The organism is Variovorax sp. UMC13 (genome assembly GCF_014170375.1).
GTDB lineage: Bacteria > Pseudomonadota > Gammaproteobacteria > Burkholderiales > Burkholderiaceae_C > Variovorax.
On the sequence record NZ_LZZW01000036.1, the window covers coordinates 65,306 to 77,436 of the forward strand.

Sequence of the window (12,131 nt, forward strand, 5' to 3'; positions counted from 1 at the left end):
GTGATTCTCTGGACCGGAAAAAAGAGCCGGGGGCAGTGTATCGGCGGTGCGCGCGCGCTCAGCGCTGCCTGAACCGGTGCAGGACTTCGACCACCCGTTCGGTCGCGCCATCCATCGCCCCCTTGTCGCGGTGCGCGATGCCCAGCCGCCGCATGAGCGGCGGGCTCAGCGGCAGGATCTGCACCCGCTCCTGCCATGCCTCGTCGGTGCTGGGCGTCAGGGGCAGCATCGCGGCGCCGTAGCCCGCGGCGACCAGGCTGCGGATGGCGACGTCGTAGTTGAGCTCGATGCGCGCGCGCGGCGCGTGGCCGGCGTTCGCGAACCATTCCATGGCCAGGCGGTACATGTGGGTGCGCGCGTCGTTGAAGATCAGCGGCTGCGTGGCCAGCCAGGCCGGGGTCACGCGCCGGGGCGCCTTCCATCGGGGCGGCACGAAGGCCTTCATCGGCTGGCTGTGCCAGGGCGTGACGACCAGCTCGCGCAGCGGCGGCTGCGGCACCGCCACCAGGCCGATGTCGAGCGTGCCCTGCGCCAAGCGCTCCATCGCCTCGGTCGAACCGAGGATGCTCACCTCGACGTCGATGCCCGGATGGCTGGCCTGCAGCGCCTCCAGCACCTGCGGCAGCAGGTCGATCACCACGCCGGTGGATGTGCCCAGGCGCACGCGGCCCAGCCGGCCTTCGGCTTGGCGATGCACGGCCTCGATGGCCTCGTCCGCATCGCGCAGCAGCCGGCGCCCGCGCTCGACCAGCGCGGCGCCCGCGGGCGTCACGCTCACGCTGCGGCTGCCGCGCGCGACCAGCTTCGCGCCCAGCCGCGATTCGAGTTCGCTGATGTGCAGGCTCACGGTGGGCTGCGCGAGGTGCAGCGCCTGCGCGGCGGCGGAGAAGGTGCCGAGGTCGGCGATGGCGATCAGCGTGCGCAGCTGGTCGAGGTTGAGTTGGCGCATGGGGGGTCCTTTGTCGCTCGATCAGGAAAGCTGATCGATGGCCTCAGAAATCTCAACTTCCACAATAGCACTGTGAGGCAGAAGATCGCGGCTCACCCCACCCTGGAGCCCCCCGATGACCCGCCCGACCGCCGCCTGCCTCTCGTCCGACCTGCTCGCCGGGCTGCGCCGCTGGGTGGCGCGCCGGCGCGCCGCCGCCATCGAACGGCGCGACGTGCTGGCGCTGCGCGGCATGAGCGACCGCGAGCTCAACGACCTGGGCATCGGCCGCAGCGAGATCCAGGAATGGTCGCGCGGCCGGCCGCTGAACGACCCGCGCGAAGGCGCCCCTCAGGTCCGGCGCGAGGCCGTCGATGCGCGCACCACGAGTTCGGGCCGCAGCACCACCGTCGAGGCCGACAGGGCCTTGCCCTCGATCTCGTCGAACAGCATCTCGGCCGCGCGCCAGCCCAGTTCGCGGTGGGGCAGCCGGATCGTGGTGAGCGGCGGGTCGACCATGTCGACCAGCGGCATGTCGTTGTGGCCGGTGACCGAGATGTCCCGCGGCACGCGCAGCCCGGCCTCGCGCAGCACGTCGTAGGCGCCCAGCGCCACCAGGTCGTTGCAGCACACGACGGCCTCGGGCCGGGGCCCGCTCGCGAGCAGGGCCTGCATCGCCTGCCGCCCGCTCTCGCGGCTGTAGCTCTCGCAGGCCACCACGCGCGGTGCCGCGAGGCCGTGGTCGTGCAGCGCCTGTTCCACGCCCTGGCGGCGGCCGACGCCGGTCGGCACGTTCTGCGGGCCGGCCAGATGCGCGATGCGCACATGGCCCTGCGCCACCAGGTGGTCGACCGCGAGCTTCATCGCGAGCCGGTCGTCGCTCACCACCGCGGGCAGGCGCCCACTCTCGTCGGCGCGGTTCACCATCACCGCATGCATGCCGTTGGCGCGGATGAAGTCGATCAGCGGATCGTCACGCATCGCGATGGCCATCACCAGGCCGTCGATCTGCTGCGCCTGCATGCGCGCCAGGATCGGCTGCGCCAGCTGCGGATCGCCCACGTTGGCCACGAACACGAAGTAGCCGCGCGCCGCGGCGCTGGCCTCGATGCCCTGGAGGATGGGCGGGAACACCGGGTTGGTGATATCGGGCACCAGCACGCCGATGGTGTGCGTGCGCCCCGTGCGCAAGGCCGAGGCGGCCCGGTTGGGCCGGTAGCCCAGGCGTTGCGCCGCCGCCTCGACCACCTTCAGCACCTCGTCGCTGATGAGCCCGCGCTTGGCCGGGTTGAGCGCGCGCGAGACCGTCGACACATGCACGCCGGCGGCCTGGGCGACGTCGCGGATGGTCACGGTGGCGGGGGTGGAAGTGGGCATTTTTTGCAAACGTTTGATATGGCCGACCGAATCCTCCAAGACCTTTAAGCCAGAGGGGATTCGCGTTAACCCGGATTTTAGCTTTGGCCCGATCGATTGAATAATCGTGCAAACGTTTGCAAAGATGCTGACGCACAAACCCCTCGCCCACGCCACCCCATGAACATCGTCACCACCCCTGCCTCGGTGCTCCAGATCGCGCTCGACGCGATGGCACGCACGCCCGACCCGCGGCTGCGCGAAGTGATCGCCTCGCTGACCCGCCACCTGCATGCCTTCATCCAGGAAGTGCGGCTCGGCGAAGACGAATTCGAGCAGGCGCTCGAATTCATCGTGGCCATCGGCCAGGCGACCGGCGACAGCAAGAACGAGGTGGTGCTGGCCGCCGACGTGCTCGGCCTGTCGACGCTGGTCGCACTGCAGAACAACCAGGATCCGCAGGGCGAATCGCCGGCCGCGCTGCTGGGGCCGTTCTGGCGCGCCAACGCGCCGGACTGCGCCTGCGGCGACTCGATCGCGCGCTCGGGCACGCCGGGCCTTCCGCTCGCGGTGTCGGGCGTGGTGCGCGACGCCCAGGGCCGCCCGGTGGCCGATGCGATGGTCGACGTGTGGCAGGCCTCGCCGGTCGGCCTGTACGAGAACCAGGACCCGACGCAGGAGGACATGAACCTGCGCGGCCGCTTCCGCACCGACGCCGAGGGCCGCTACCACTTCCGCAGCGTGCGGCCCGCGGGCTACCCGGTGCCGACCGACGGACCCTGCGGCGTGCTGCTGCGCGCGCAGCAGCGCCATCCGAACCGCCCGGCCCACCTGCACTTCATGGTGAGCAAGCCCGGTCACAAGGTGCTGGTGAGCCAGGTCTATGCCGACGACGACCAGAACCTCGAGAGCGACCCGACCTTCGGCGTCACGCGGCGGCTGATCGGCAACTACGCGCTGCAGCCCGACGGCCGCAGCGCGACCCTGGCCTACGACTTCCAGCTCGAGCCCGGCGAGATGAAGTTCCCGCGCCCGCCGATCCCCTGATCCCTTCTTCTTTTTCTCCCTCACAGGTTCAACCATGAGCTTCGATCCCCTCACACGACTGGACGGCAAGGTGGCCGTCATCACCGGCGGCCTCGGCGCCATCGGCTACGCCAGCGCGCGCCGCCTGGCCGCGCTCGGCGCGACCTGCGTGCTGCTGCATCGCAAGGGCGAAGACGCCGATGCGCGTGCCGCCGCCCTGCCCTCCGACCGTGGCCAGCGCCACGGCGCGCTGCGCGCCGACATCGTGGACAGCGCGAGCCTGCGGGCCGCGGCCGAGCAGGTGCAGGCCACGCACGGCCGCTGCGACATCCTGGTCAACAGCGCGGGCCACACGCGGCCGGTGCCCGCGGCCGACCTCGAGGGCCTGAGCGACGAGCTCATCGACGAACTGCTGCGCGCCAACTTCCGCGGCGTGTTCGCCACCATCCGCGCCTTCGCGCCGCTGCTCAAGGCCAGCGGCGACGGGCTGATCGTCAACGTGTCCTCGATCGCGGGCTTCACCGGCGTGGGCAGCAACCTGGCCTATGTCGCGGCCAAGGCCGGCCTCGACGTGGTGGGCGACGCGCTTGCCAAGGCGCTGGCCCCCGCGGTGCGCGTGGTGTCGGTGTCGCCGGGCGCGGTCGAGTCGGCCTTCGTGCCGGGCCGCGGCGAGGACTTCAAGAACAAGATGGCCGCCACCACGCCGCTGGGCCGCATCGGCCTGCCCGAGGACGTGGCCGCCACGGTCGAGGCGCTGGCCACCACGCTGCGCTTCGTCACCGGCACGCGCATCGTCGTCGACGGAGGGCGCCACCTGTGAACAAGACGCTCATCACCTGCGCCGTCACGGGCAACCTCGTGAAGCCCGAGCAGACGCCGCACCTGCCCATCACGCCCACCCAGATCGCCGACGAATGCCTGGCCGCGGCCGAGGCCGGCGCCGGCCAGGTGCACATCCATGTGCGCGATCCGGGCACGGGCAAGCCGTCGATGGAGGTCGAGCTGTACCGCGAAGTGGTCGAGCGCATCCGCCGCCAGGACCGCGAGCTGATCGTCAACCTCACGACCGGACCGGGCGGGCGCTTCATCCCGAGCGAGGACGACCCCAAGGTCTATGCGCCCGGCACCTCGCTGCTGCCGCCCGAGCGGCGCGTGGAGCACATCGCGCTGATCCGGCCCGACGTGTGCTCGCTCGACCTGAACACCATGAACAGCGGCCCCGACGTGGTGATCAACACGCCGAAGAACGTGCGCCGCATGGCGAAGGTCATCCGCGAGGCGGGCGTGAAGCCCGAACTGGAGATCTTCGACTCGGGCGACATCCACCTGGCGCTCGACCTGATCGCCGACGGCACGCTCGACGGGCCGGGCATGTGGACCTTCGTGCTCGGCGTGAAGTACGGCTTCGCGCCCACGCCCGAGACACTGCTGTACGCCCGCAACATGCTGCCGCGCGGCGCCTTCTGGAGCGCCTTCGGCATCGGCCGCATGGAGTTCCCGATCGTCGCGCAGGCCTGGCTGATGGGCGGCCATGTGCGCGTCGGCATGGAAGACAACATCTACCTCTCGCACGGCGTGCTGGCCGAGAGCAATGCCCAGCTGGTGGCGAAGGCGCGCGACATCGTTCGCAGCCTGGGCGGCCAGGTGGCCAGCGCCAGCGAGGCGCGCGGCATGCTGGGCCTGCCCGCAGGAGTCGCGCGATGAACGCGGTGGCACACGCACTGCGCGTCGAGCGGAAGGCGGCCGACCTCGCGTCGCTGTGGCTCGAGATCGCCGACCAGCCGCAACCCGAGGCGCGGCCCGGCTTCGCGGTGGTGCAGGTCGGTGCCGCGGCGGTGAACCCCAGCGACGTGAAGGCGACGCTGGGCATCATGCCGCAGGCGGTGTGGCCACGCACCCCGGGCCGCGACTTCGCGGGCACCGTGGTCGCGGGGCCCGGCGCATGGGTCGGGCGCGAGGTCTACGGCTCGGGCGGCGACATCGGCATCACCCGCGACGGCTCGCATGCGCGCTTCATCGTGCTGCCCGAAGCCGCGCTGCGCGAGCGCCCACGCAACATCTCGATGGACGAGGCCGGCGCGGTGGGCGTGCCCTTCGTCACCGCCTACGAGGGCTTCCGGCGCAGCGGCATGCCGCAGGCCGGGCAGACGGTGCTGGTGCTTGGCGCCAACGGCAAGGTCGGGCAGGCGGCGGTGCAGCTCGCGGCGCAGGCCGGCGCGAAGGTGATCGCGGTGCAGCGGCGCGCCGGCCCTTTCGAGGGCTTCGCCTGCGGCCCGGTCGAGGCCATCGACGCCAGCGGCGCGGCACCGGCCGAGGTGGCTGCGCGGGTGCGCGAGCTCACCGGCGGACGCGGCGCCAACCTGGTCTACAACACCGTGGGCAGCGCCTACTTCGAGGCCGCGAACCAATCGATGGCCAAGGGCGCGACGCAGATCTTCATCGCCACGCACGAACGCGCAGTGCCCTTCGACATCTTCGCGTTCTACCGCGGCATGCACACCTTCGTGGGCATCGACTCGCTGGCGATGGACTGCATCGCCGCCACCGCGCAGCTCGACGCGATGCGCGAGGGCTTCGAGCGCGGCACGCTGCGGCCCTTTCCGGTGGCGCGCAGCTTCACGCTCGGCGAGGCCCTCGACGCCTACCGGCTGGTGCTGTCGGGCAGCACCGACCGCGTGGTGCTGCGGCCCTGAGCGACACGCGAGGACCGCGCCATGCACGTCACCCGTTTCGAGAACGCGCCCGTCTACGAGGCGCCCAACCATTTCGACATGCGCTGCCTGCGCCTGCAGGGCAAGGAGGCCGGCCCGTCCGAGCAGATGTGGATGGGCCTGAGCCAGATCCTGCCGGGCGGGCGCACCGGGCTCGACGGCTCGCCGATGGAGAAGCTCTACCTGGTGCTCGAAGGCCGGCTCACGGTGATCGGCGAGCACGACGGCCGCACCGAGGCACACGAGCTCGGCCCCTACGACTCGTGCCGCTTCGCGCCCGGCGAGAAGCGGCAGCTGGAGAACCGCAGCCAGCGGCCGGTGCTGGTCGCGCTCGTCATGCCGACCGCGGCGCCCCCGCCGCGCTGACGCCCCCGCCCCACCCGCCGATCGCGCGCGCCGAGATGAACAGAGATTCAACAACGGAGACAAGCACATGAACGCATCGCACCTCACCCGCCGCCGGCGCCTCCTCGCGGGCGCGCTGGCCGCCTTCGCGCTGGGCGGCGCCCACGCCCAGGGCGACTGGCCGCGCGGGCAGCCCATCAAGCTGGTCGTGCCCTTCACCGCGGGCAGCGGCACCGACATCGTCGCGCGCATCGTGGCCGAGCGGCTCGGGCCGGCCCTCGCGACCAGCGTGATCGTCGAGAACAAGCCCGGCGCCGGCGGCACGCTGGGCGCAGCCCAGGTCGCCAAGGCGCCGGCCGACGGCTTCACGCTGCTGGTGCATTCGGCGGGGCACCTGGTCAATCCCTCGATCTACCCCAACCTCTCGTACGACACCGTCAAGGACTTCGCCGGCATCACGCCGATGGCCAGCCTGCCCAACGTGCTGGTGACCTCGCCCGGCCGCTTCGCCGACGTGAAGGACCTGGTCGCGCAGGCCAAGGCCAAGCCGGGCGGCTTCAACTACGCCTCGGCGGGCAACGGCTCGGCCACGCACATGAACGCCGAGGTGTTCCGCCTGGCCGCGGGCGTGCAGGCGCAGCACGTGCCCTTCCGCGGCACGCCGGAGGCCATGACCGAGATCATGGGCGGGCGCGTCGACTGGTTCTTCGCGCCGATGGTGTCGGCGCTGCCGCTGATCAAGGACGGCAAGCTGAAGGCACTGGCCGTGGGCACCGGCAAGCGCTCGGCGGTGCAGCCGGAGCTGCCGACCACGGTCGAGGCCGGCGTGCCGGGCTCGGAGTACCTGTTCTGGGTCGGGCTGTTCGCGCCCGCGAAGACGCCCAAGCCGGTGCTCGAGCGCGTGCAGGCCGAGGTCGCGAAGATCATGGCCGCGCCCGAGCTCAAGGACCGGCTCGACAAGCTCGGCGCCGAGCCCTTCACCATGCCTTCGGCGCAGTTCGACCAGTTCATCGTCGACGAGACCGCCAAGGGTGCGCGCACCGTCAAGGCCGCCGGCATCAAGGTCGACTGACCCCTTCTTCCCACGGAGCACCCACCATGAAGCTGTTCGGCAAGGTCGGCACGACCGAAGGCCAGGCCACGATCGACGCGGGCAGGTACCGCCACTGGTGCGATCCCGCCTGCATGCATCTCGACGAGCAAGCGCCGCGCCGGCAGTTCCTGCGCGCCTCGCTGGGCCTGGCGGCGGCCGGCGGGCTGTCGGGGCTGGGCCTCGCGGGCTGCGCGAGCACGGCGTCGCCCGGCCCGGCCGACATGGTGCTGCTCAACGCGCGCATCGCCACGATGGACCCGAAGGCGCCGCGCGCGCAGGCGCTGGCCATCACCGGCACGCAGTTCTCGGCCGTGGGCAGCGAGCGCGAGATGCAGCGCTGGATCGGCCCGCGCACCCGCGTGATCGACGCCCAGGGCCGCACCGTGGTGCCCGGCCTGATCGACTCGCACGCGCACTTCATCCGCGGCGGCCTGACCTACTCGCAGGAACTGCGCTGGGACGGCGTGGCCTCGCTGGCCGATGCGATGACCATGCTGCGCGACCAGGCGCGGCGCACGCAGCCGCCGCACTGGGTGCAGGTGGTGGGCGGCTTCTCGCCCTACCAGTTCCGCGAAAAGCGGCTGCCCACGCTCGACGAGATCAATGCGGCCACGGGCGAGGTGCCCTGCTTCATCCTGAATCTCTACGACCGCGCCTTCCTCAACCGCGCGGCGCTGCGCGTGCTGGGCTTCGGCCGCGACACGCCCGAGCCCTTCGGCAGCGTGCTCGAGAAGGACGCCGCCGGCCAGCCGACCGGCCTGGTGGTCAACACCACCAGCCTGGGCGGGCTGGTGGCGCTGTTCGCGCGCGTGCCCAAGCTGTCGGACGACGACCAGGCGCTGTCGACGCAGCTCTACATGCGCGAGATGAATCGGCTGGGCCTCACCAGCGTGGTCGACGCGGGCGGCGGCGGCCAGAACTATCCGGACCACTACGCGGGCATCGCGCGGCTGGCGGCCGACCGCAAGATGACGCTGCGCATCTCCTACAACCTGTTCGCGCAGCGGCCGGGCCAGGAACTGGCCGACTACCAGGCCTGGGCGCAGAAGGTCGCGCCCGGCCAGGGCGACGACTACCTGCGCATGGCCGGCGCCGGCGAGTACATCCTCTGGGCCGCGACCGACCCGGCCAACTTCGGCAAGCGCGTGGCACCGGCGCCAGCCATCATGGAATCGAAGCTCACCGAAGTCGCGACCTACCTCGTGGCCAAGGGCTGGCCGATCCGCATGCATGCGAGCTACGACAGCACCGCAACGCGCATCCTCGACGTGCTCGAGCGGGTGAACCGCGAGGTGCCGATGAAGAGCGTGCGCTGGGCGCTCGACCACTGCGAGACGCTGTCGCCGCGCTCGATGGAGCGCGTGGCCGCGATGGGCGGGCGCATCGCGATCCAGAACCGTATGTCGCTCGACGGCGAGGTGTTCGCGCAGACCTGGGGCCGCGAGGCGGCGGCCGACGCGCCGGCCATCGGCCGCATGCGTTCGATGGGCCTGCCCGTGGCCTGCGGCACCGACTCGAGCCGCGCGACCAGCTACAACCCCTGGGTCTCGCTGCACTGGCTGGTCACGGGCAAGACGCTGGGCGACACCCGGCTGAACGCCGAGCGCAACCTGGTGAGCCGCGAGGAGGCGTTGCGCATGTGGACCGTCGAGGGCGCGGCGCTCACCGGCGACGAGGCGCGCAAGGGCAGCATCGTGGCCGGCCGGCTGGCCGACTTTGCGCTGCTGTCCGACGACTACTTCGCGGTCGACGAGGACGACATCAAGGACATCACGGCCGTGTTCACCGTGGTCGGCGGCGAGGTGGTGCATGCGAGCGGGCCCTTCGCCGCGCAGTCGCCGGCCATCGTGAAGCCCATGCCCGACTGGCTGCCGGTGAACGTCTACGGGGGCTACCAGCAGCGGCGCAAGGGCACCGTGGCGCACGCGCCGGCCGCGCACCAGGGCGGCTGCTGCGGCAGCGCGACGACGGCGCCGGTGATCATCGGCGACCAGGGGAACTGGCGCTTCAGTTGCGGGTGCGCGGCGGTCTAGGCGGTGCTCAGAGCGACTCGGTCGCGCCCTCTTCCGAGGCCGCATCGGCGTCGTCGAAGGGCCAGACCTCGCGGGCCTGCAGGGGCGTGCCGATCGGCGCGCCGGCCTTGCCTTCCCTGACCGCCGCCATGTCGGCCTCGTTGGGGTACAGGCCCGAGATCCAGTAGTCGAACACGCGCCGCACCATCGGTGCGGCATGCGCCGCGCCGAAGCCCGCGTTCTCGACGATCACCGCCACCGCGATCGTCGGCTCGGCGGCCGGCGCGAAGGACATGTAGAGCGAATGATCGCGCTGGCGCGGGTCGAGCGCCTTGCCGCTCGCGCGCGCGGCCGCGCTGAGCGACACTGCCTGCGCGGTCCCCGTCTTGCCGGCCGAGGCATAGGCCGCCCCGGCGAAGACGCGGGTGCCGGTGCCGCCCTGGGTCACGGCCACCATGGCGTTGCGCACCACCTCGACATGCGCGCGGGCATAGCCCAGGTCTTCGCCGGGCGGCTGGATCTTCTGCACCACCGCGCCGGTGATCGGGTCCTGGATGGCGCGCACCAGGTGCGGCGTGTACTTCACGCCGCCGTTGGCGAGCGTGGCGTTGGCCGAGGCCAGCTGCAGCATGGTGAAGCTGTTGTAGCCCTGTCCGATGCCCAGCGAGATGGTCTCGCCCGGGAACCAGGTCTTCATCGAGGCCTTCCTGTAGGCGTTGCGCTTCCAAGCGGTGCTCGGCAGCACGCCGCGGCTCTCTCCCGCGAGGTCGATGCCGGTCAGCTGGCCGAAGCCCAGCGGCTTCATGAAATCGTGGATCCTGTCGACACCCATCTCGTTGGCCAGCGAATAGAAGTAGGTGTTGCTGGAGCGCTGGATCGCCCGGTGCATGTCGACGCCGCCGAGCCCGCCGTCATGGCTGCGGAAGGTGCGGCCGCCGAAGTTGTAGAAGCCCGGGTCGTTCTGCACCACGTGGGCCGCGCGTGTACCGGTCTCGAGCGCGCCCAGGGCCATGAAGGGCTTGTAGGTCGACCCCGGCGGATAGGTGCCGCGCAGCGCGCGGTTGAGCAGCGGCTTGTCGGGCGATTCGTTGAGCGCCTTCCAGTTCTCGACGTCGATGCCCTCGACGAAGAGGTTGGGGTCGAAGCTGGGCTTGCTGACGAAGGCCAGGACCTCGCCCGTGCCCGGATCGATCGCGACCAGCGCGCCGCGGCGCTCGCCGAACATGTCTTCCACCAGCTTCTGCAGCTTGATGTCGAGCGACAGCATCACGGTGCGCCCCGCCGCCGACGGATGGCTGGACAGCCGCCGCACCGCGTGGCCGCCCGCCGAGGTCTCCATCAGTTCGGCCCCGGTCTGGCCGTGCAGTTCCTTCTCGTAGCTCTGTTCGATGCCCAGCTTGCCGATGTAGTCGGTCCCGCGGTAGTTGGCCTTGTCCTCGTCGTCCCAGTCGTCCATCGCGGTCTTCTCGCGCTGGTTGATGCGTCCGATGTAGCCGATGACATGCGCGCCGGTCTCGCCGTGCGGGTAGGTGCGCAGCAAGCGTGCCTTGATCTCGATGCCCGGAAAGCGGTAGCGCTGCGCGGCGAAGCGGGCCACTTCCTCTTCGCTGAGCCGATTGCGCAGGAGCACCGCGTCGAAGCGGCGCGACTCGTCGAGCTGGCGTTTGAACCGGCGTACCTCGCGCGGCGACATCGGCACCAGTTCCTGCAGGTCGGCGATGGCCGCATCGATGTCGCCGGCCTTGGAGGGCGTCAGTTCGAGCGTGTACGCCGCGTAGTTCGAGGCCAGCACGATGCCGTTGCGGTCGACGATGACGCCGCGGTTCGGCACCACCGGCACGATGGCCGTGCGGTTGCTTTCGGCCTGCCGGGACAGGTCCTCGTGGCGCGTGACCTGCAGGTAGACGAGGCGGGAGGACAGCAGGCCGAAGCCGAACAGCACGACGCCGGCGATCACGAAGACGCGGCGACGAAAGCGCATCTGTTCTGCAACGGCGTTGCGGATTTCTGTCATGGAAGCGGGGGGAGAAAGAAGAAAAAGGCGCCGGGGCGCGCATGCGCTGCGCCCGGCCTGAGGGGCATAGGAGCGCGAGGCCGCACTGTGGTTCCCCGGTCTCTGCATCCTTCTGCGCATCGGCCGGCTCTAAGGGCTTTGCACACGCCGGCCGTGGCGATGGACTACGCTGCGGCATGTTCCTCACGACCTCCCTCTTCCTCCTGCTGCACCTGCTCGCCGTGACCTTCTGGGTCGGCGGCATGGCGGTGATGCATTTCGCGGTGCGCCCCGCGGCCGTCGCCACGCTCGAGCCGCCGCAGCGCCTGCCCTTCATGGCCGCGGCGCTCTCGCGCTTCTTCGTCGGCGTCTCGGTCGCGGTGGCCACCGCACTCGCGAGCGGCCTCGCGCTGGTGATGGCGGCCGGCGGCTTCGCGCGTGTGCACTGGAGCGTGCACGGCATGTTCACGCTGGGGCTGGTGATGATGGCGCTGTTCCTGCACATCCGCTTCGCGCCCTACCCGCGGCTGCAGCGTGCGATCGCCGCCAAGGAGTGGCCGGTGGCCGCGGCGCAGCTGAACAGCATCCGCAAGCTGGTGGCGGTCAACCTGTCGATCGGCGTCGCGGTGTTCGCGCTCGCGATCGTGGGCCGCGCACTCTGAAGCGC

11 protein-coding genes and 1 pseudogene are annotated in these 12,131 nt (G+C 71.1%); 9 read left to right on the top strand and 3 right to left on the bottom strand.

All coding sequences use genetic code 11. The annotated features are described in order from the left end of the window. Positions 1 to 58 precede the first annotated feature (58 nt). A complete protein-coding gene (locus A9977_RS29870; RefSeq protein WP_183028436.1) occupies positions 59 to 949 on the bottom strand; it encodes a LysR family transcriptional regulator in 891 nt (296 codons plus the stop codon). Between the two features lie 115 nt (positions 950 to 1,064). Between A9977_RS29870 and A9977_RS29875 the strand changes: the two are divergent. Then, positions 1,065 to 1,220, top strand: a pseudogene (locus A9977_RS29875) (hypothetical protein); the annotation flags it as partial. Between the two features lie 59 nt (positions 1,221 to 1,279). Here the strand turns inward: A9977_RS29875 and A9977_RS29880 are convergent. After that, the gene (locus tag A9977_RS29880) at positions 1,280 to 2,305 is read right to left on the bottom strand and encodes a LacI family DNA-binding transcriptional regulator (protein WP_183028437.1); all 1,026 of its coding nucleotides are present in this window, start codon (positions 2,303 to 2,305) and stop codon (positions 1,280 to 1,282) included. A 159-nt stretch (positions 2,306 to 2,464) separates the two neighbouring features. Here A9977_RS29880 and A9977_RS29885 point away from each other — a divergent pair, with 159 nt between their 5' ends. The 7 genes from A9977_RS29885 to A9977_RS29915 all read left to right on the top strand — a co-directional run bounded on the left by A9977_RS29885 (position 2,465) and on the right by A9977_RS29915 (position 9,492). After that, complete coding sequence (locus A9977_RS29885) at positions 2,465 to 3,331, top strand: dioxygenase (protein WP_183028438.1); 867 nt, start codon at positions 2,465 to 2,467, stop codon at positions 3,329 to 3,331. 34 nt (positions 3,332 to 3,365) lie between these two features. Continuing rightward, complete coding sequence (locus tag A9977_RS29890) at positions 3,366 to 4,130, top strand: SDR family NAD(P)-dependent oxidoreductase (RefSeq protein ID WP_183028439.1); 765 nt, start codon at positions 3,366 to 3,368, stop codon at positions 4,128 to 4,130. After that, positions 4,127 to 5,014, top strand: coding sequence for a 3-keto-5-aminohexanoate cleavage protein (locus tag A9977_RS29895; protein ID WP_183028440.1), 888 nt, complete (start codon positions 4,127 to 4,129; stop codon positions 5,012 to 5,014). The genes A9977_RS29890 and A9977_RS29895 overlap by 4 nt, the downstream gene beginning before the upstream one ends. Further along, the gene (locus tag A9977_RS29900; RefSeq protein ID WP_183028441.1) at positions 5,011 to 6,003 is read left to right on the top strand and encodes a zinc-binding alcohol dehydrogenase family protein; all 993 of its coding nucleotides are present in this window, start codon (positions 5,011 to 5,013) and stop codon (positions 6,001 to 6,003) included. Before A9977_RS29895 ends, A9977_RS29900 begins: the two co-directional genes overlap by 4 nt. 21 nt (positions 6,004 to 6,024) lie before the next feature. Continuing rightward, positions 6,025 to 6,387 carry a cupin domain-containing protein gene (locus tag A9977_RS29905; RefSeq protein ID WP_183028442.1) on the top strand — a complete coding sequence of 121 codons (363 nt, stop codon included), beginning with the start codon at positions 6,025 to 6,027 and terminating at the stop codon, positions 6,385 to 6,387. A gap of 67 nt (positions 6,388 to 6,454) precedes the next feature. Next, positions 6,455 to 7,438 carry a tripartite tricarboxylate transporter substrate binding protein gene (locus A9977_RS29910; protein ID WP_183028443.1) on the top strand — a complete coding sequence of 328 codons (984 nt, stop codon included), beginning with the start codon at positions 6,455 to 6,457 and terminating at the stop codon, positions 7,436 to 7,438. Between the two features lie 26 nt (positions 7,439 to 7,464). Further along, positions 7,465 to 9,492, top strand: a complete 2,028-nt coding sequence (locus A9977_RS29915; RefSeq protein WP_183028444.1) for an amidohydrolase — start codon at positions 7,465 to 7,467, stop codon at positions 9,490 to 9,492. 7 nt (positions 9,493 to 9,499) lie between these two features. On the opposite strand, the gene mrdA is transcribed toward A9977_RS29915, so the two are convergent. Then, positions 9,500 to 11,485 (bottom strand): penicillin-binding protein 2, encoded by a 1,986-nt coding sequence (gene mrdA, locus A9977_RS29920; RefSeq protein ID WP_183028445.1) that lies wholly within the window; start codon positions 11,483 to 11,485, stop codon positions 9,500 to 9,502. Positions 11,486 to 11,661: 176 nt separating this feature from the next. Here mrdA and A9977_RS29925 point away from each other — a divergent pair, with 176 nt between their 5' ends. Beyond that, positions 11,662 to 12,126 (top strand): CopD family protein, encoded by a 465-nt coding sequence (locus tag A9977_RS29925; protein WP_183028446.1) that lies wholly within the window; start codon positions 11,662 to 11,664, stop codon positions 12,124 to 12,126. Positions 12,127 to 12,131 lie beyond the last annotated feature (5 nt).